This window comes from Paraclostridium sp. AKS73, assembly GCF_025671395.1.
Lineage (GTDB): Bacteria > Bacillota > Clostridia > Peptostreptococcales > Peptostreptococcaceae > Paraclostridium > Paraclostridium benzoelyticum.
This window is the reverse complement of the sequence record NZ_JAIXHU010000016.1, coordinates 42,982-63,795: the sequence shown is the minus strand read 5'-3', so window position 1 is coordinate 63,795 and position 20,814 is coordinate 42,982. Positions and strand designations below refer to the sequence as shown.

Annotated in this window: 22 protein-coding genes; 19 read left to right on the top strand and 3 right to left on the bottom strand. The window is 27.7% G+C overall.

Annotated elements, in window-relative coordinates; all coding sequences use genetic code 11:
• The first annotated feature begins 190 nt into the window (after positions 1-190).
• The 10 genes from pseB (at position 191) to LEQ07_RS10540 (ending at position 7,230) form a co-directional block, all read left to right on the top strand.
• Complete coding sequence (gene pseB, locus LEQ07_RS10590; protein ID WP_332843098.1) at positions 191-1,162, top strand: UDP-N-acetylglucosamine 4,6-dehydratase (inverting); 972 nt, start codon at positions 191-193, stop codon at positions 1,160-1,162.
• Between the two features lie 2 nt (positions 1,163-1,164).
• Entirely contained in the window at positions 1,165-2,352 is a 1,188-nt protein-coding gene (pseC, locus tag LEQ07_RS10585) for a UDP-4-amino-4,6-dideoxy-N-acetyl-beta-L-altrosamine transaminase (RefSeq protein ID WP_263330643.1), read from the top strand.
• A gap of 4 nt (positions 2,353-2,356) precedes the next feature.
• On the top strand, positions 2,357-3,091 hold the full coding sequence (locus tag LEQ07_RS10580; RefSeq protein ID WP_046824240.1) for a cytidylyltransferase domain-containing protein: 735 nt from the start codon (positions 2,357-2,359) through the stop codon (positions 3,089-3,091).
• A 20-nt stretch (positions 3,092-3,111) separates the two neighbouring features.
• Positions 3,112-3,417 carry a hypothetical protein gene (locus LEQ07_RS10575; RefSeq protein WP_263330642.1) on the top strand — a complete coding sequence of 102 codons (306 nt, stop codon included), beginning with the start codon at positions 3,112-3,114 and terminating at the stop codon, positions 3,415-3,417.
• 16 nt (positions 3,418-3,433) lie between these two features.
• The gene (locus LEQ07_RS10570) at positions 3,434-3,673 is read left to right on the top strand and encodes a hypothetical protein (protein ID WP_046824238.1); all 240 of its coding nucleotides are present in this window, start codon (positions 3,434-3,436) and stop codon (positions 3,671-3,673) included.
• Positions 3,674-3,789: 116 nt separating this feature from the next.
• Positions 3,790-4,122: a hypothetical protein gene (locus LEQ07_RS10565; RefSeq protein WP_046824237.1), complete on the top strand. Its 333-nt coding sequence runs from the start codon at positions 3,790-3,792 to the stop codon at positions 4,120-4,122.
• Positions 4,123-4,668: 546 nt separating this feature from the next.
• Entirely contained in the window at positions 4,669-4,809 is a 141-nt protein-coding gene (locus tag LEQ07_RS10560; protein ID WP_263330641.1) for a hypothetical protein, read from the top strand.
• 167 nt (positions 4,810-4,976) lie between these two features.
• Positions 4,977-6,002 (top strand): motility associated factor glycosyltransferase family protein, encoded by a 1,026-nt coding sequence (locus LEQ07_RS10555; RefSeq protein ID WP_263330640.1) that lies wholly within the window; start codon positions 4,977-4,979, stop codon positions 6,000-6,002.
• Positions 5,974-6,255 carry a hypothetical protein gene (locus tag LEQ07_RS10550; protein ID WP_263330639.1) on the top strand — a complete coding sequence of 94 codons (282 nt, stop codon included), beginning with the start codon at positions 5,974-5,976 and terminating at the stop codon, positions 6,253-6,255. Before LEQ07_RS10555 ends, LEQ07_RS10550 begins: the two co-directional genes overlap by 29 nt.
• A 285-nt stretch (positions 6,256-6,540) precedes the next feature.
• The gene (locus tag LEQ07_RS10540; protein WP_317852065.1) at positions 6,541-7,230 is read left to right on the top strand and encodes a L,D-transpeptidase family protein; all 690 of its coding nucleotides are present in this window, start codon (positions 6,541-6,543) and stop codon (positions 7,228-7,230) included.
• Positions 7,231-7,237: 7 nt separating this feature from the next.
• Here the strand turns inward: LEQ07_RS10540 and LEQ07_RS10535 are convergent, their stop codons facing one another.
• Positions 7,238-8,182 (bottom strand): AI-2E family transporter, encoded by a 945-nt coding sequence (locus tag LEQ07_RS10535; RefSeq protein ID WP_263330638.1) that lies wholly within the window; start codon positions 8,180-8,182, stop codon positions 7,238-7,240.
• A 35-nt stretch (positions 8,183-8,217) separates the two neighbouring features.
• On the bottom strand, positions 8,218-8,376 hold the full coding sequence (locus LEQ07_RS10530) for a hypothetical protein (protein ID WP_263330637.1): 159 nt from the start codon (positions 8,374-8,376) through the stop codon (positions 8,218-8,220).
• 117 nt (positions 8,377-8,493) lie between these two features.
• Here LEQ07_RS10530 and LEQ07_RS10525 point away from each other — a divergent pair, with 117 nt between their 5' ends.
• The 6 genes from LEQ07_RS10525 (at position 8,494) to LEQ07_RS10505 (ending at position 14,265) form a co-directional block, all read left to right on the top strand.
• Positions 8,494-8,733 carry an EscE/YscE/SsaE family type III secretion system needle protein co-chaperone gene (locus LEQ07_RS10525; protein ID WP_263330636.1) on the top strand — a complete coding sequence of 80 codons (240 nt, stop codon included), beginning with the start codon at positions 8,494-8,496 and terminating at the stop codon, positions 8,731-8,733.
• A 128-nt stretch (positions 8,734-8,861) separates the two neighbouring features.
• On the top strand, positions 8,862-10,643 hold the full coding sequence (locus tag LEQ07_RS10520; protein ID WP_263330634.1) for a BglG family transcription antiterminator: 1,782 nt from the start codon (positions 8,862-8,864) through the stop codon (positions 10,641-10,643).
• Positions 10,644-10,761: 118 nt separating this feature from the next.
• Positions 10,762-11,679 (top strand): 1-phosphofructokinase, encoded by a 918-nt coding sequence (gene pfkB, locus LEQ07_RS10515; protein WP_046824233.1) that lies wholly within the window; start codon positions 10,762-10,764, stop codon positions 11,677-11,679.
• A gap of 5 nt (positions 11,680-11,684) precedes the next feature.
• Positions 11,685-11,810: a hypothetical protein gene (locus LEQ07_RS23025; protein WP_332843095.1), complete on the top strand. Its 126-nt coding sequence runs from the start codon at positions 11,685-11,687 to the stop codon at positions 11,808-11,810.
• A 14-nt stretch (positions 11,811-11,824) separates the two neighbouring features.
• The gene (locus tag LEQ07_RS22545; RefSeq protein WP_442952421.1) at positions 11,825-13,579 is read left to right on the top strand and encodes a PTS fructose transporter subunit IIABC; all 1,755 of its coding nucleotides are present in this window, start codon (positions 11,825-11,827) and stop codon (positions 13,577-13,579) included.
• 191 nt (positions 13,580-13,770) lie between these two features.
• Positions 13,771-14,265 (top strand): hypothetical protein, encoded by a 495-nt coding sequence (locus LEQ07_RS10505; protein WP_046822381.1) that lies wholly within the window; start codon positions 13,771-13,773, stop codon positions 14,263-14,265.
• 3 nt (positions 14,266-14,268) lie between these two features.
• On the opposite strand, the gene LEQ07_RS10500 is transcribed toward LEQ07_RS10505, so the two are convergent.
• Positions 14,269-14,577 (bottom strand): DUF2238 domain-containing protein, encoded by a 309-nt coding sequence (locus LEQ07_RS10500; protein WP_263330629.1) that lies wholly within the window; start codon positions 14,575-14,577, stop codon positions 14,269-14,271.
• Between the two features lie 597 nt (positions 14,578-15,174).
• On the opposite strand from LEQ07_RS10500, the gene LEQ07_RS10495 reads away from it, so the two are divergent.
• The 3 genes from LEQ07_RS10495 (at position 15,175) to LEQ07_RS10485 (ending at position 20,811) form a co-directional block, all read left to right on the top strand.
• On the top strand, positions 15,175-17,793 hold the full coding sequence (locus tag LEQ07_RS10495; RefSeq protein WP_317852064.1) for a cation-translocating P-type ATPase: 2,619 nt from the start codon (positions 15,175-15,177) through the stop codon (positions 17,791-17,793).
• 40 nt (positions 17,794-17,833) lie between these two features.
• Entirely contained in the window at positions 17,834-17,980 is a 147-nt protein-coding gene (locus LEQ07_RS10490; protein ID WP_161794378.1) for a hypothetical protein, read from the top strand.
• Positions 17,981-18,192: 212 nt separating this feature from the next.
• Positions 18,193-20,811: a cation-translocating P-type ATPase gene (locus tag LEQ07_RS10485; RefSeq protein WP_263330627.1), complete on the top strand. Its 2,619-nt coding sequence runs from the start codon at positions 18,193-18,195 to the stop codon at positions 20,809-20,811.
• Positions 20,812-20,814 lie beyond the last annotated feature (3 nt).

The window sequence follows — 20,814 nt, the reverse complement described above, 5'->3', positions numbered from 1 at the left end:
TATTTTTTCATATGATTAATAGTATAAATGTTAAAAGAAATTTTATTTATTTGAACACTAAAATTGTTTGTAGGCATATTGTAAAACATAGTTAAATTTGCTTTAAGGAGGAGTTTATGTTAGAAAATAAAAGTATTTTAGTTACTGGGGGAACAGGTTCTTTCGGAAAAAATTCGTAGAAAGAGTTTTAATTAACTATGATATAAAAAAAATAATTATATATTCAAGAGATGAGTACAAACAAGATGTACTTAAAAAATATCTACTTAATAAATACCCAGAGCAAATTTCAAAAGTAAGATTTTTTATTGGGGATGTGAGAGATAAAGATAGGGTAAAAAGAGCCACAAAAGATGTTGATTATATAGTCCATGCAGCTGCTATGAAGCAAGTTCCATCATGTGAATACAATCCTTTTGAAGCAATAAAAACTAATATATATGGGGCTCAAAATATAATAGATGCAGCAATTGATAATAATGTGCGTAAAGTCATTGCATTATCAACAGATAAAGCGGTCAATCCAATAAATTTATATGGAGGAACTAAATTAGTTTCAGATAAACTTTTTATATCAGCAAATGCATATTCAGGTCAATGTAGGACCAGATTTTCGGTTGTAAGATATGGTAATGTAGCAGGAAGTAGGGGATCAATAATACCATTTTTTAAAAATATAATAGAGCAAAATGAAAAAGAAATTCCTATAACTGATGAAAGAATGACAAGATTTTTTATATCTTTAGAAGAAGGTGTTGATTTAGTTTTAAAAGCTTTAAAAGAAAGTAAAGGTGGAGAAACATATATATCTAAGATACCTTCGTTTAAGGTTACAGATATTGCTAGAGCTATGCTTGATAATTGTGAATTTAAAATTATAGGTATTAGAGAGGGAGAGAAGCTTCATGAAGTAATGATAACTAAGGATGATTCTAGAAATACATATGAATATGATAAACACTATATAATATATCCTAATTTTGAGTGGTGGAATCTAGAAAAACACTTTACACCAGGAGGAAAGTTAATAGAGGACGGATTTGAATATAATTCAGGAAATAATGTTGATTGGTTAAGTACAGATGAATTAAGAGAAAAACTAAATGATTTAAATCTATACACAAAAGATGAATTTGAAAAATTTAACCATAAGGAGGAGTAATAATGATTGCAATTAACGGTGGAGAACCTACTAGAAAAAAATATCTTCAATATGGAAGACAATATATAGATGATGAAGATATTATGAGCGTTATACAAGCTTTAAAAAGCGATTTTTTAACAACAGGACCATTAGTTGAAGAATTTGAAAGAAAGTTTGCAGATTATGTAGGTGCAAAATATGCAGTAGCTGTATCCAATGGAACCGCAGCACTTCACATTGCTTGTCTAGCTGCAGGGTTACAAAAAGGTGATGAGGGAATAACCACCCCAATTACCTTTGCGGCATCATCAAATTGTATGATTTACTGTGGAGCAAAACCAGTTTTTTGTGATATAAATTTAGATAATTATAATATAGATGATAATAAAATAAAATCATATATAAATGAGAACACAAAAGTTATATTAACTGTAGATTTTACAGGTCAGTGTTGTAATATAGGAAAAATAATGGAGATTGCTAAAGAAAATAATTTAATTGTAATTCAAGATGCATCACATTCTTTAGGAACCAAATATCTAGATAAACAAATAGGTTCAATCGCAGATATGACAACGTTTAGTTTGCATCCTGTAAAGACTATCACATCAGGAGAAGGTGGAGTAGTAACTACTAACTCATTGGCTTTATATGAAAAGTTAAAGTTATATAAAACACATGGAATAACAAAAAGCAAAGGAAATTTGAGAAATAAGGAACATCCAGAGTGGTACTATGAACAAATTTATTTAGGATATAACTATAGAATTACAGATTTACAAAGTGCATTGGGAATTAGCCAATTAAATAAAATTGAAAAATTTATAACAAAAAGAAAACTATTAGTAAATACTTATAATGAATTATTAAAAGATATAGATGGAATTATACTTCAAAAAGAAGAAGATTATAGTGACACAAGTAGGCACTTATACATTATACGATTAGATTTGAATAAATTTAAGGCTACTCGAGATGATATATACAATGCGTTAATAGCTGAAAATATAGGTGTAAATATTCACTATATACCTGTTTATAAACACCCTTATTACAAAGAAATAGGATATGAAGATATAATATGTGAAAATGCTGAGACATTTTATAATTCTAGCATAACACTACCATTACATGTAAATATGGATGAAAGTGATATAAAGGATGTAGTAAATGCATTAAATAGTGTATTGGATTATTATAAGAGGTGAAAACATGAATATTGTTGCTATAGTTCAAGCAAGACTTGGATCAACCAGATTTCCTGGGAAAGTTATGAAAAAAATATGTGAAAAGACAGTAGTAGAACATGTTTATGAAAGACTTAAGTTAAGTAAATATTTAAATGATATAGTAATAGCAACTACTGATAAAAATGAAGATAAAAAAATAATAGATTTATGTAAAAAATTAGGAATTAATTACTTTGTAGGTAGTGAGGATGATGTTTTAAGTAGGTACTACAATTGTGCTAAAGAATACAATATAGATGTGGTTGTTAGAATTACCTCAGATTGTCCTCTTATAGATAGTAAAGTTTTAGATGAAATGCTAAATTTTTATACTAACAATGACTATGAGTTGGTAACGAATGCAGGAGAAGAAATTTATAGAACTTACCCAAGGGGATTAGATATAGAAATATTTTCTTTTAATTTACTTAAGACAACATATCTAAATGCAAATCAAAATTATGAAAAAGAACATGTAACTCCATATATGTATGAAAATGGATTTAACATATATCATTATAAAAACAATAAAAATTATTCTAAATATAGATTAACATTAGATACAAAAGAGGATTTTGAATTAATAAATAAAATTTATTGTGAACTTTATAATAACAATCATGATTTTTTCTTGAATGATATTATAGAGGTTTTAGAAAGTAATCCAAAATTAGAATTAATTAACAAATCTATTAAACAAAAAGAGTTAAAAGAATAAAATTAAAAGATGGTGATGTTATGAGTAAAGCATATCAAACTATAAATGTACAAATGGATGGTAAAAAATTAGCAAAGTGTAAGAATGCAAATATGAGTTTTAAATTTAAGGAAAGTGATAGGTTTTTGGTTAAAGGACATGTAGAAACAGCTGAAGGAAGATGCCTTAAAAATGCAGGAGTTGAGGTAATTAGAACCAATCTTAGAAATAAAGAGCAAGATATACTAGGGGTTGTATTTACTGATGAAAATGGAAACTATAGTGCTTCATTACAAGTTTATAAATGCTATGGATATGTATTTAAGGTATACTCTCCTGTGAATTAAGCTAGGGAGTGACAATATGAAAAGAAAGTTTGTAAGAAATTTAATTAAGGGATATGTTAAGTATAGTGATTGGGAGATTGTATATAATGCTGTAGTTATTATATATATAAGATATCAAGATGAATGTAACAAATGGATAAAAGAAGAAGTTGGATATACAGTAACAAATGAATTTGGCGAATTTTGCTTTGCGCTAACTCAGTATAATTATAAAAATTTAGAATATATAATAGAAGTTTTCGAGCCATTAAATTAAATGTATACGTATATTAAAGTATCAAATTAAAACTGCTAGTCATATATATATTAGAGAGATTCAGGTCTCTTTATAAAAGGTAAACTAAAAAATATATTAGAGGAGTGCAATTATATATGGCGCAAACAACGACTTATAGACCAGGTACAAAGAAAATGACAGCAGCATCAACATTATCAAATAATGGAAAGTCAGCACAAATTTCAACGCTTACTTTAGCTAACTGGGATAGATTTATAGCATTTAATAAATTAGTAAATCCTAGTGGAACTCCATTGGTTGATGCAGGTGTAAGAATTTACCAACTAGCATCAACAGGAATAAGTTTATTGTCTAGTAACTTAATCGCTACAGTGTTTACAGATGCACAAGGTGAATATGGGATATCTTTAGAAACATTAACATCACCAGAAGTTTATGCATTTGAAGCATTTACAGCAGGAAACTAATAATTAAAAATAAGCTAAGGCATTTAGCCTTAGCTTTAAATTAAAATCTAGGAGGATTATATAATGAGTGGAAAATAATAATAGATGGAAAAGAATATAATAAATTAGACATAATTAAGATAAAAGTTGATGATGAAGAAAAAGATAAAAATCAAATAACAGCAGAGGACACAAATGGGAAAGAAAGCATACAAATAAAAATAGTAGTTGATGACAAAAATAAATGGAAAGTTTAAGTTCCTCTAAAGTTGTTATAAACAATAATTGCATAATTAGCAATGAAATCATAAATTTAAATATATTCTTGAAAAGAATCATTATAATCTTATAGAAGGAACTGTATATAACTCAGATAAACATATTATAAAAAATGCGTGTATAGAAATAATTGAAATAGACAAACGAACACTCGAAGAAGTTTTATTAGGATATTGTTTTACTAATGAATATGGGAGATATGGATATACATTAAATATAAAAGAGAATTGTCATTATGTATTTAATGTTTATAGTCCTCTATAAGACTAATTAAAAGCGGGGGTAGTTTTGAAGAGTGAACAATTAGAGTTAAAAGAAAATTTAAAAGATATAAGATTTGACGAGACTATTATAATGTTTGGATTTAATAAAGGTGAGTATTTAGAATGTTTAAAAGAATCCATTTGTGAAAAAATAAGGTCTATATAATCGAACCAAATGATAAAGCATATGAACAATATAAAGATAAAATAAATGATAAAAATATTAGTTTAATATCTATAAATGATGAAAACTTAGATTTTATATTAAGTGAAATAATAAATAGTAAAAATTTTTTAAATTTTAATGTTCAAATATGTGAAAATTATGATGTTTTGTATGAAGAGGAATGGATTAAATTAAAGATATTGATAGATAATTTATATGATAAATATAGTGTTTATTTGTCCACAATGGAAACATTTAAAAAAATAACGTTAGAAAATATATTATCAAATCTAAATGAAATAAATTATTCATATAAATTTGATTCATACATTAATGTAAATAAAAATGTTCCGTGTATCATAGTTTCAGCAGGACCTTCTTTAGATAAAAATTTAGAAGTGATGGTTAAAAATAAAGATAAGCTAGATAAGTTTTTTATAATAGCTGGAAATAGAACATTAAAACCATTATTAGAAAATGACATAGAGCCAGATGTTGTTGTATCAGTAGATCCTCAGGATATAACGTATGATATGGTGAAATATGGTTTTTACGCAAAGGTACCTTTGATATACTGTGAAAAAAGTAATTGTAAGTTAGTTAGAGAATATGCAGGTAAAAAAATAGTTGTGTCACAAGGAGCATTAAATAGTATAGAAAATTTAAAAGACATGATAGTATGTATGAGTGGAGGATCTGTAGCACATACTTGTACGGATATTGCATTTTTATTAGGATGTAATCCTATAATTTTTGTAGGCCAAGATTTTGCATATACAAATGAAAAAAGTCATGCATTAGTTGCAAAGAATAAAATAGATAATGATTTCAATAAAGAAGAATGTATAATCATAAAAGATATAAATGGAGACGATATTTATAGTTGTGACATACTAAATTTATATAAAGAAAATTTAGAGAATATGTTAAAACTATATACTCAATTAAACAAAGACATAGAATTTAAAAATGCATCCTATGGAGCTAATATAGATTATGCTAAACATGAGGAATTAAGTAACATATTAAATTATAATTATAAAGAGAAGAAAGCAAATATAGCTGATATTGGAGAAAATATAAATATAAATACTGAAGATATAGTATTTTCTATAAAGAATTATTTAAATGAAACAAAAACAATATTAAAAATCAAAAGAAATAATGCAAAATATATTAAAACATCCTACTAAAGATAATATAATGCAATTTGCATTAGTTTTAAAGTGTATAGATGATTTTATGAAAAATGAAAACAACATATATATGGAAAATTATATATCAAGTTTTTTAGTATATATAAAAGAGAAACTATTTAATATTAAATCTAGTGAATACGATAAATTGTCAAAAGATATAATGTATCAATGTAAAGTTTTTAGAGAGTATATGAATGACTTAGATTTACTTTTAAGTGAAATATCAGAAGTTGTAGAACAATTTTAAATAACTTAAGAATCAGTATAAGTTTGTTGTAATATAAAATTTATACTGATTTTTATATGCATATAACCAAAATAAAGATAGTTTAACAATAATTACGAAAATGATATATTTTTTAACACACCATTACAAAGTAAATTTTATATGATATATAGGGAGAAAAAACTTAAAGGAAGTGAGTGTCATAAAAAAATTTGTATCTTTTATGGTGTGTATGTTTATGGTATTTGGAAACACTGCCTATGTAGCTGCTAATACCTATAAATCCAATGAAAAAATGCTAAGTATGTGATAGCTCAAAATACAATTAATAAGATGAAGGTAAATGCCAGCTCATTAAATATAAGAAGTGGGCCAGGTACAAACTATAAAAAAATAGGAAGCTTAAAAAGAGAAGTTACCATTGATACGATAGATAAATGTGGAATTTGGTACAAGATAAAGTATAAAAATAGTTATGGGTGGTGCAGTGGAGATTTTTTACTACAAGTAAATAGTACAAATAATAATAAATCAAATAGTAATCAAAATCTATCAAAGGAAGATTTTATAATAATAAAAACATCTAATAATACTATGGCGTATTATAAAGATGGCGTTTTAGTTAAAGAATTTAATGTGGCTACAGGAAAAAAATCAACTCCTACACCAAAAGGAAAATTTAAGATAGTAAATAAAATTGTAAACAGACCTTATTATAAAGATAATATAAAAGGTGGAGATCCTAGAAATCCTTTAGGAAATAGATGGTTAGGCCTTCAAGTAGGTAGTACTTATGGAACTACTTATGCTATACATGGAAATAATAATGAAAGTAGTATAGGCAAGAGCGTATCAGCAGGATGTGTTAGAATGCATAATAATGATATAAAATGGCTGTTTGATCAAGTTCCAAAGCAAACTACAGTTATAATAAGTAATTCAAGTCAAAGTTATAATCAAATTGGGGCATCTTACAATATTAATTTACAAAAATAGACTAGAGTTAAACTCTAGTCTGTTTTTGATAATTTTTTATAATTTTTTTATTATCCATATATCTATTAATGTAAATTATGATTACCCCCATTATAGGAACTGACAACATCATTCCGATAAAACCTGTATAATTACCAGCAAGAGTAACTGCTAATATTGTAAGAACAGGTGGTACTCCAACTTGTTTTCCTACAAAGTGAGGTTCTAATATAGCACTTTCTAATTGTTGAACAATTACCATTACAACTAACACTAAAATTGCTTTGTTAAATGAGAAAAATAAGTTTATAAAAACAGCAACTACAGTACCTATAATTGGTCCAAAGAATGGGATCATATTTGTTACACCAATTATTATTCCAACAAATACTGGATACTGAGATTTTAATAATAGTAAAATTACAGTACAAAACGTTCCATATATCAAAGAGTCTATAAACTTAGCAATTATATAAGAACCTATGTTTTTATCAAGTATTTTTCCGAATTCTTTTGCTTTTAAATAAAATTTACCAAATAAACATTCGCATAGGTCATTAACTATTTGAATTGTTTTTTCTTTAGAAATTAAGAAGTAAATAGAAATAACAATTCCTAAGAATATATTTACTGTATAAGTTACAACTAACCCTATTAGTTCTAGTAATGTCTGACTAAGAACTCCTGCAATTGATGTAACAGTAGGTATCACAGAACTTGTAATAAATTCCTTTATTTGTAATGTTGATTCAGGATTTTTAGTACTTATTTTAAATGTTGAAAGTATAGAATTAATTAAATCTTCTATTTCATTTATATTGTGAGGCATAAATGAATATAAATCAGTTATATTTTTTTGTATAATAGGAACAACATATAACCATATAAATACTAAGCAAGCTAATAGAATTCCATAGATTATAGTAACACTAATACCTCTATTAAGCTTAAACTTGCTTTGTAAATAACTCATAGGTTTATTAAGTATATAGGCAATTAAAAAACCTATTACAATGGAGTTAAAACTCCTGATATTATTGTAATATTAGTACTTACAAATGACATTATGTGATCAAAGTTTTTGTAAAGAATAACTCCTATGAAAAATATTATAATAGGAATTATATACCGTATAGAATTTGAAGCTTCATCAATTAATTTTTTCATGCATCCTCCTACAAATTAATTTTTATAAGTTAATATTTATGTAGTATAACATTTTTAAAAATTTTAAAACTATAAAGCTTAAAGTTTATATAGTAGGAAAGAATAATAATAGATATATTGACCATAATAGGTATTGTAGTACAAATAAATTACATAAGGAGGAATAAAAATGAAAAAAATGCTAAAGAACAATTACAATGTGCTTGTAATCAATTACAATCTGCAAAAGATGAATTAAATCAAGCTATGAGTACTGTTGAGAAACAACAAAATAAACAAGAATTACAAAACACTTTAAGTGCTGTTGAAAGTGCTATGTCTGTAGCAAATACTGCTGTACAAAATTATAGAGATTAATAAAATATCAAAATGTAAATTAAAAAGTGTAGATTTTATTTTAAAATCTACACTTTTTAATTTATTGAAAGCTAAGTGTTGTTTATAGTAAAATTAAGAAGTAATATAAACAATTATGATAAGGGTTGATGATATTGAAGAGCACTTTAAATAAAAGGCAGAGTAAAATTATTAATATATTAAAAAACAGCAAACAACCTATAAGTAGTAAGGCACTAGCGGAGGATATAGGTTGTTCAACAAAGACAATTCAATTAGAAGTAAAAAATATAAACTCTATAATGGATAATATAAAAATAGAATCATCAAGAGGAGTAGGATATAACTTAGTTGGAGATATAAGTAGCATAAAAAATATAAAAGATGAATCTATAAGAGATGATTTTGATAGAATTGGCTACATACTTAAAAAAATAATTTTATTATATAATAGAGATACATTAAAAATAGAAAATTTGGCGGATGAAATGTATGTTAGTCTATCAACTATAAAAAATGACTTAAAAGAAGTTAAAAAAATACTCAAAACGTATAATCTAATAATAATATCAAAGCATAAATTAGGAATTAGCATTGATGGAGATAAAAATAATTTGATTAGATGTATAATAGAAATCAGCTTAAAGTACGAAGATATACATATTGAAGATTTTTTTAGTGAATTTGTAAGTTTAAATATTATATCAATCCGAAATGAAATTTTAAATAAACTTGAAAATGAAAGTATTATTTTTACTGATTATGAGTTTAATAATATTTTTAATTACATACTTTTATATTTATCTTTAGAAAAGCAAATGGATTATAACGATTATATAGATAAATACATAAATCATTACAAAGAGCAGGTAAAAAATAAAAATAATGAAAGTACGAAAAACAAGGTGCTAGATTCTATAGATAAGTTTATTAGAAACTTAAAACTTGCAACTTCTATTGATTTGAGTGCTGATGAAGTTTTCAAGGATTATCTATGTAAACATATAATTAGTTTTTGTATAAAAAATGATTTAAACATAAACAATCAAAGCATTATATCTAATGATATTAAAATTAAGTATCCATTTGCATTTGAACTAGCTACTATAGCTAAAACTACATTAGAAGAAGATTTAAACATAGAGATAGATGAAAGTGAAGTAGCAAATATAGCTATTCATATTGGAGGGGCACTTCAAAGAAGCTCAAGTAATGAAAATCATAAAGTTTTAAAAACTATAATAGTATGTGCATCAGGTATAGGAACATCAATGCTTATAAAGGCTAAGTTAGAAGCGAAATTTGAAAAAAGACTTGAAGTTTTAAAAGTGATTCCATCATATTTAATACATTATGTAGGTATTATGGATGTAGATTTTATAATAGCTACAGTTCCTGTAGAAGTTAAAAATATTCCAGTGATTAAAATATCACCTTTTTTAGATGATAAAGAGGTAAATATAATTGAAAAGTTCTTAGATACTGGAAATATATATTATAATGTTAATTTATCAGATATATTTAGCCAGGACTTATTTTTTATAGATTTAGACTTTGACAACAAGTATGATGTAATAAGTTATATGTCAGATAAGCTATTAGAAAACAATTATATAGATGAAGAAATGAAAAATTCTTATATAGAAAGAGAAAAAATTGCTACTACTGAAATCGGAAATATGGTAGCTATACCTCATGGAGCTCATGGCAAAGTTTTTAAAAATGCTATAGCTATAGGTATTTTAAAAAGTAGTATGAATTGGGAAGTTGGACAAGTAAGACTTGTTGTAATGCTATCTCTTCAAAAAGAAAGCATATTAAACTATGAAGACTTATTTTCAAATATATATAAAAGAATAGATTCTATTGCCAAGGTAATAAGTATATGTGAATCTAAGAGATATGAAAAGTTTATATCAATGTTTAAATAAAACTAAATATATTTATTTCGACAAATTTCTCTTTTGATTAAGAGAAATTTTTTGTCTTTTAGGAAAATGTATTCAAGGTTATCATAAGTATATAAGATAACACTAGCGAGGTGATAATATGATTTACACAGTAACACTTAATCCATCTATAGATTATGTAATAAAATTAGATGATTTAAAAACAGGAGCAGTAAATAGAACAAATGAAGAAAATATATACCCAGGCGGTAAAGGTATAAATGTATCTTTAATATTAAATGAGCTTGGATATAACAATAAAGCATTAGGATTTGTAAGCGGATTTACAGGAGCATATATAAAAGATACTTTAAGATACAAAGGTTTAGAAGAAGATTTTATAAATTTAGAAAATGGATTTACAAGAATAAATGTAAAAGTAAAAAGTAGTAATGAAACAGAAATAAATGGACAAGGCCCAATAATTAATGATATGGATTTAAATGAATTATATACAAAGCTAGACAAGCTTAAGGAAAACGATGTATTGATTTTAGCAGGAAGTATACCAAACACATTAGATTCTTCTCTTTATGAAAATATAATGAAGAGATTAGAAAATAAAAATATAAGAATTGTAGTAGATGCAACAAAAGATTTATTGATGAATGTTTTAAAACATAAGCCATTTTTAATAAAACCAAATAATCATGAACTAGAAGAATTATTTAATGTTAGACTAGAAAATATTGATGACATAATAGTTTATGCAAATAAGTTAAAAGAAATGGGTGCTAAAAATGTATTAGTATCTATGGGAAAAGATGGTGCACTTTTAATTAGTGAAAATGGAGAGATTTTTGTAAGTAATGTTGCAAATGGAGAAGTTAAAAATTCTGTAGGAGCAGGAGATTCTATGGTAGCAGGGTTTATTGCGGGATATTTAGAATCAAATTCTTATGAAAAAGCACTACAATTAGGAGCAGCTAGTGGAGGTGCAACAGCATTTTCAAATGATTTAGCAAATAAAGATTATATATACAAATTAATAGATGAAATCAGAGTTGAAAGGAGATAAATTTTATGAGAATAGTCGATTTAATAGACAAAAGATCTATAAGTCTTGCTTTAAAAGCAAAGGATAAAAAAGATGCAATAGATAAGTTAGTAAATTTAGTAAATAACAGTGGAAATTTAATGATAGATTAGAGTATAAAGATGCTATAATAGCTCGTGAAAATCAAAGTACAACAGGCATTGGAGAAGGAATAGCTATACCACATGCTAAAACGAAAGCAGTTAAAAATGCATGTTTAGCAGCAGGAGTTTGTAAAAATGGTGTAGACTACGAATCTTTTGACGGAAGTTTGTCCCATTTATTCTTCATGATAGCAGCTCCAGAAGGTGCAAATAATACTCACTTAGAGGTATTATCTAGATTATCTACGATACTTATGGATGAAGAATTTAGGTCAAAGTTAATAAATGCACAAAATGAAGATGAGTTTTTAAATTTAATAGATTATAAAGAAAAAGAAAAATTTCCAGAAGAAGAAAAAGAAGAAGTTTTAGAACAGAAAGATGTCGAAAATTCAAAATATCCTCAAATTTTGGCAGTTACAGCATGTCCAACAGGTATAGCTCATACTTTTATGGCAGCAGAAAGTTTAAACAAGCAAGCTGAAAAGATGGGCGTTAGTATAAAAGTAGAAACTAACGGATCATCAGGAGCTAAGAATATTTTAACTAAAGAAGAAATTGAAAATGCAAATGCTATAATAGTTGCAGCTGACAAAAAAGTCGATATGGCAAGGTTTAATGGTAAAAAAGTTATAATAACTAAAGTTGCTAATGGAATTCATAAAGCAGAGGAATTAATAACTAAAGCTGTAAATGGAGATGCTCCTATGTATAATCATGGAGGAAATATAGAATCGTCAGAAGAGAAAGAGGATGAAACTGCATTTAGAAAAGTGTATAAGCACTTAATGAATGGAGTATCTAATATGTTACCGTTTGTTGTAAGTGGTGGTATATTAATTGCATTGGCATTCTTATTAGATAATTATTCTATAAATCCAGCAAACTTTGGCTCAAATACACCAATTGCTGCATTCTTTAAATCTATAGGAGATGTTGCCTTTGGATTTATGTTACCTGTACTTGCAGGATATATAGCGTATAGCATAGCTGATAGACCAGCGTTAGTTGTAGGTTTTGTTGGTGGAGCGCTTGCAAATGCAGGTGGGTCAGGATTCTTAGGAGCATTACTTGCAGGATTTTTAGCAGGATATTTAGTTCTTGGACTTAAAAAATTATTTAGTGTATTACCAGATTCATTAGATGGTATAAAACCTATACTACTATATCCACTATTTGGAACACTTTTAATGGGGATTATAATGACTTTTGTAATAATACCTCCAGTTGCAGCATTAAATGCTGGTATAACTAATTTCTTAAATGGACTTGGAACAAGTTCAAAGTTAGTTCTTGGATTAGTATTAGGCGGAATGATGGCTATAGATATGGGTGGACCTATAAACAAGGCAGCTTATGTGTTTGGGGTAGCATCACTTCAATCAGGTCAATATGAGATAATGGCAGCGGTTATGGCAGGAGGAATGGTACCACCATTATCAATAGCTCTTGCTACAACTTTCTTTAAAAATAGATTTACAAAAGAGCAACAAGAATCAGGAAAAGTTAATTATGTAATGGGATTATCATTTATAACAGAAGGTGCTATACCATTTGCAGCGGCAGATCCTTTAAAAGTTATACCAGCTTGTATTTTAGGATCAGCTACAGCAGGAGCTCTTAGTATGATGTTTAATGCAACACTTAGAGCACCTCATGGAGGAATATTCGTAGTTCCGGTTGTAGGTAATCCTATAGCTTACTTAGGAGCTATAGTAGCAGGATCTTTAGTAGGTATGTTTGCACTAGCAGCATTAAAAAAACCTATAGAAAATTAGTATAAATTAGAATAATAATTAATAAAAATATAAGAATAGACTATGGAGAGTATTTTATCCATAGTCTATTTTGTGTTTGTCTTAAAAAATAACTTTATATAAAATTATATTAAAAAGACTAAGTGTAACAAATTACGACAACATGGATTTTGTATAATATTATCAATGAATTAATACATGGAGGAAAAAATATGAAACAGAAAAAATCTATAGGAATAATTATAATTAGTTTATTATGCTCATTTATGTTAACTGGATGTACAAATAGTAATCAAAGTGTAGACAATAAAGTAAATATAAATAACAATGCAGAAAAATCACCTATAGAGGTTGACGATATAGAGTTTGTTGGTTTAGAAATATCACAACCAGATTCAATCGGCCAGAGGTATATAAAAACAAAGGTGAAAAATAATTCAAACTTAACAATAACTAGCATAAGAGTTGAACTTAAAATAGGAGATAAAGAAACTACTTATATATCATCAAACAAAACACTTAATCCAGGACAGACAAGTGAGGATATAAAATGTTTTGGTCCCAAAAGTGGTGATATAAGTGATATAGAACCTAAAAGTGTAAATATTAAAGTAAATGAAGATGGAAAAATGGTATTTGTAGACTATGATACGAAATTAGGAGAGTATAATGTTTTAGAAGCTAATATAGGAAAGGAAGAAGAGTAATTACTACTTCTTCCTAATATAGTAAATAATCATTAGAAATGCTCCAGTCATAGCATACATCATATCTTGCATAGTATCTTTTAAACCACCAGCTTGAGTTGTCATGTTGAAAAATCTATCAAGTAAATATTCTACTATTTCGCAGAGCCCAGATACACCTAATGAGAAGAAAAAAATGACTATGAAAAATAATATTTTGTCTATTAAGTTTGGGGGATTATAGTATTTTAAAATATTCCAACATATTTTTAAACTTATAAAGCCTGACCAAAAATGAAGAAAGCTATCATAAGGTTTAAATATATCGTACATTCCATAGCATGAACCTATTAAAAAAGAAAAAAGTACAAATAGATTTCCTACGACATACAATGGTGTATCTATTACGTAGAAGTTTTTTACATAAGCTTTTGTAAGTATAAATAATATTATTAAACATAAAAAGCTAATAGAACTTTTCCATAATCTTTAGTAAATAAAAAGTAACTTATAGAAAAAATGTATATGGCATAAAGTAGATATCTAAATATTTTTAAACTATTTTTGTTCATAACCATACCTTCCTATATAAAAATATTTATAATTAGTATGTGTACGTTATATAAATTTATTACATATGTAAAATTTATGAAATGTTAAATGAATGTTAAAAAACAAAAACATGTTACAGATTGTTGCAAAAATTAAAAAAAAGTATATAATAATTTATATAAATAATTTAGTACTCCTTGAAGGGGAGTAGCTTTCGTTAAAAAACGATAATCAATCGCCAATTTCGGATTTAAAAATCCCGGTTGATTAGCAAGATAAAACCTTGTTAGCGAGACCTTCAAGTAAACTTTATTTTAATTTAAAATAGAGTTTGCTTGGAGGTCTTTATTATTTAAATAAATTAGGTGGAGGCAAATTATGTTTTACAAAAAAAGTATCGATGAAATATTAAGTCAATTAAACTCAAGTTTAAATGGTTTAAGTTCAGACAAAGCACACGACATACTATTAGAGCATGGATACAACGAGTTAAAAGAAAAAGAAAAAACTCCTACATGGAAGTTATTTTTAGAAACTTTTAAAGATCCACTAGTTATCATATTATTAATAGCGGCATTGGTTCAAGCGTTCTTAGGAGAAGCGGTAGAGTGTGGGATAATATTTGCAGTTTTAATATTAAACTCTATATTGTCCGTAGTTCAAACTAAAAAAGCAGAGGGATCTTTAGCGAGCCTTAAAAAGCTATCAGTTCCAAATGCAAAAATTATAAGAGATGGCATAAAAGTTACAGTTCCATCTAGGAATGTAGTACCAGGAGATATAATAATTTTAGAAGCTGGTGATTATGTGCCAGCAGATGGTAGAATTTTAGAATCTCAAAACTTAAAAGTTGTAGAAGGAATGCTTACAGGAGAAGCAGAACCTGTGTTAAAGCATGAAGATGTAATAAGTGAAGATGTAGCATTAGGAGATCAAAAGAACATGGTATTTAGTGGATCTATGGTAGTTTACGGTAGAGGGACATATTTAGTAACTCAAACTGCTATGGACACAGAAATGGGTAAAATTGCAGATTTATTAGAAAATGCAGAAAATAAGCAAACACCACTTCAGATAAAACTAGATGAGTTTAGTAAAAAATTAGGTGTAGGTATAGTAATATTAGCAGCTTTAATATTTGGTATAGAAGTATTCAGAGGTGGAGAAGTGGTAGATTCATTTATGTTTGCAATAGCTATAGCAGTTGCAGCTATACCAGAGGCATTATCTTCTATTGTGACTATAGTGTTAGCAGTTGGAACTAATAATATGGCAAATAAACAAGCCATAGTTAGAAAATTACCAGCAGTTGAAACATTAGGATCAACAAGTGTTATATGTACAGATAAAACAGGAACATTAACTCAAAATAAGATGACAGTTGTAGATGACTTCACTTACAACCCAGAAAAAGCACTAGTAAATGACGAGTGTTTTGAAACAGCAGCAACAAAAGAATTAACTAAACAAAAGAGTTTCCTGATATTAAGTTCAGCACTTTGTAATGATTCAGATAAAACTAATGAAGGTGTTGAAATAGGTGATCCTACAGAAATAGCACTTATGAATTACACTAACAAAAGTGGATTTGATTATAAAGAAATAAGAGAAATAAATACTAGATTAAGTGAATTACCATTTGATAGTGATAGAAAACTTATGACTACTGTTAATAAGGTTGATGGAGAAGTAGTCATGTTTACAAAAGGGGCTCCGGATGTAATATTTAATAGATGTAAGTATGCATTAGTAGGAGACGAAGTTGTAAAGGCTAGTGATGAGATAATTGATGAATACAAGAAAATGAACGAAGAATTTTCTAATAAAGCATTAAGAGTTTTAGCATTTGCAACAAAGAGAGTAGAAGATGAAAGTTTTGTACCAACAATTGAAGATGAAAACAATTTAACGCTAATCGGACTTACTGCTATGATAGATCCTCCTAGAGAAGAAGTCTATGGAGCGGTAGAAAATGCTAGAAAATCTGGAATAAAAACTGTAATGATAACAGGAGATCATAAAACAACTGCAAAAGCAATAGCTGTAGATATCGGAATATTTGAAGATGGAGACATGGCTCTTACAGGTAATGAGTTAGATGCATTAACTGATGAAGCGTTAGATAGAGATTTAGAACATATATCAGTATATGCAAGAGTTTCACCAGAAAATAAAATAAGAATAGTAAAAGCATGGCAAAGAAAAGGAAGAGTTTGTGCAATGACAGGAGATGGAGTAAATGATGCTCCAGCTTTAAAACAAGCAGATATAGGTATAGGAATGGGAAGTGGAACAGAAGTTGCAAAAGACGCGTCGGATATGGTTTTAGTAGACGATAACTTTGCAACAATAGTAAATGCTGTAGAAGTTGGTAGAACAGTTTACACAAATATTAAAAAATCTATAATGTATTTATTCTCAGGAAACTTAGCGGGAATAATAGCTATATTATTTGCAGTATTTGCAAACTTACCAAATCCATTTACTACAATACAACTATTATTTATAAACTTAGTAACAGATTCATTACCAGCAATAGCGCTAGGTCTTGAAAAGCCAGAAAAAGGCGTTATGAAGGATGCCCCTAGAGATCCAAATGAAAGTATCTTATCAAAAGGTTCTTTAGGATTTGTTGCAACTAGAGGGATTATAATAGGTGTTGTTACAATAGCTGCACAATTTATAGGAATGAAGCATTCAGCTGAATTAGGTGTATCAATGGCATTTGCAACTCTTACATTATCTAGAATAATGCAGACATTTGCATCAAGATCAAATACAGAAACAATATTTGAGCTTGGAATTAAAAGTAATAAATATGTATTGGGTGCAGTTGGAGTTTGTTTAATGATGTTCTCGTTAACATTACTCCCATTTATGAGAGAAATATTTACAATGCCAAGTAGCTTTAACTTCACAACTTTAATGACTTGTTTTGGCCTTTCAGTACTTGCCACTTTAGCGATGGAAGTTAGTAAAGTTATAAAAAGAAAATAAATTCATATACTTTATAAATAAAAAATTTGGAGGTATATGTATGTATGAGTTTATAGTAATGACAATAGCGACTCTTATATTAACTTCTCCTACCATTTTTATAAAGTATATAATAAACCATATGATGAGTATAATTAAATTTTATATTTGTTTAGAAGAAATAATAAAATTACAATTAGAAGTTTAATAAAAAGAGTATCGAAATTTTCGATACTCTTTTTTACAACAACGTATTGCAAAAATAAATTAAACGTATATAATGTTTATATAAATATATATTAAAAAGAGATTACAGACCCCTAAGTGAATTTTAAAGAACATAAAATTTTACTTAGGGTTTTTTATTTTAGCAAATTTAGCTAATAATTTTATTTAAATTAATGTAGGTGGAGGAAGTATATGTTTTATAAAAAAAGTGTAGAGGAGACTTTAAGCCAGGTAAATTCTAGCTTAAAAGGATTGAGTTCATCTAAAGCAAGTGAATTACTAAAAAAGTATGGGCCAAATGAATTAAAAGAAAAATCCAAGGTGCCTATTTGGATGTTATTCTTAGAAACATTTAAAGATCCATTAGTTATTATCTTATTAATAGCAGCACTTGTCCAAATATTTTTAGGCGAAGGGATGGAATCTTTAATTATATTTGCAGTGCTTATCTTAAATTCAATACTATCTGTAATACAAACTAAAAAAGCAGAAAGTTCACTTCAAAGTTTAAAAAAACTATCAGTTCCAAATGCAAAAGTCATAAGAGATAACAAAAAAGTTACAGTTAATTCAAAAGATATAGTGCCAGGAGACATAATAATTTTAGAAGCCGGAGATTATGTTCCTGCTGATGGAAGAATTATAGAATCCCAAACTCTTAAGGTTGTAGAAGGAATGCTTACAGGAGAAGCAGAACCAGTTTTAAAACACAACAAACCAATATTAAAGGATGTAGCATTAGGAGATCAAAAAAATATGATTTTTAGTGGATCTATGGTTGTTTATGGAAGAGGTGAGTATGTAGTAACACAAACTTCTATGAATACTGAAATGGGGAAAATAGCAAATCTGCTTGAGAATGCAGAAAGTAAGCAAACACCACTTCAAATAAAATTAGATGAGTTTAGTAAAAAACTTGGTGTAGGCATAGTAATATTAGCAGCTTTTATATTTTTAATAGATATATTAAGGGGAGCTAGATTAATTGATTCATTCATGTTTGCAGTTGCTATAGCGGTTGCTGCAATACCTGAAGCATTATCATCTATAGTAACGATTGTTCTTGCAGTTGGGACAAACGTTATGGCTAAAAGACAGTCAATAGTCAGAAAGCTACCAGCAGTTGAAACGCTAGGATCAACAAGTGTAATTTGTACAGATAAAACAGGAACTTTAACTAAAAATAAGATGACAGTTGTAGATACATATGTATATAATCCAGAAAGATCATTAGTATATAATACTAGTTTAGAAGTTGCAGCAGCAAAAGTATTATCAAAGCAAGAAGAGTTTATAATAATGTGTTCAAGTTTATGTAACGATTCAGATATAACTAATGAAGGTGTTGAAATAGGTGATCCTACAGAAATTGCTCTTATAAATTATGCAAACAAGAAAGGTTTTGATTACAAACAAATAAGAAATGAGAATATTAGGATAAGTGAATTGCCATTTGATAGTGAAAGAAAGAGAATGTCTACTGTACACAAGGTAGATGAAGAGGTAGTTATGTTTACAAAAGGAGCTCCAGATGTAATATTTAGTAGATGTAAATATGCATTAGTAGGAGATGAAGTAGTTAAAGTAAATGATAAAATTTTAAATAGATACAAGCGTATGAATGAAGAATTTTCTAATAAAGCTCTAAGAGTTTTAGCTTTTGCTAGTAAAAGTGTTAAAGATGAAGGTTTTATTCCAACCGCAAATGATGAAGAAAATTTAACTTTAATAGGACTTACAGCAATGATAGATCCACCTAGAAAAGAAGTTTATGCAGCTGTTAAAAATGCTAAAAAATCTGGCATAAAAACTGTTATGATAACGGGGGATCATAAGACTACAGCAAAAGCTATTGCTAGAGATATAGGTCTATTTACAAGTGGAGATATGGCTTTAACAGGTAATGAGTTAGATGAATTAACTGAAGAAGAGTTAGATAAGGATTTAGAGAAAATATCAGTATTCGCAAGAGTTTCCCCAGAAAATAAAATAAGAATAGTAAAAGCATGGCAAAGAAAAGGAAAAGTTTGTGCAATGACAGGAGATGGAGTAAATGATGCTCCAGCTTTAAAACAAGCAGATATAGGTATAGGAATGGGAAGTGGAACAGAAGTAGCAAAAGATGCGTCAGATATGATTTTAGTAGATGATAACTTTGCAACTATAGTAAATGCAATAGAAGTAGGTAGAACTGTTTATACAAATATTAAAAAATCTATAGCGTATTTATTTTCAGGAAATTTAGGAGGAATAATAGCTATATTATTTGCGGTAATTGCAGGATTACCAAATCCGTTTACTACAATACAGTTACTATTTATAAATCTTGTAACAGATTCATTGCCAGCAATAGCACTAGGACTTGAAGAGCCTGAAAAAGGTGTTATGGATAATCCGCCAAGAGATAAAGATGAAAAGATACTAACTAAAGATACGATTGGATTTGTTTTAACCAGAGGATATATAATTGGTGCAGTTACAATAATGGCTCAACTAATAGGTCTTAGATATTCTCATGAATTAGGCGTTGCAATGGCGTTTTCAACACTTACACTTTCTAGAATACTGCAGACGTTCGCTTCTAGATCAAACACTCAATCAATACTTGAATTAGGATTTACTACTAATAAATACGTGCTAGGTGCAGTTTGTATTTGTTTGACAATGTTTATGTCAACACAGCTTCCGTTTATGAGAGAAATATTTAATATCCCTTATAGTTTTAACTTTAACATATTATTAATTTGTTTTGGACTTGCAATGTTATCTACATGCTCTATGGAGATAAGCGAATTTTTAAAAAGAAAATAAAAA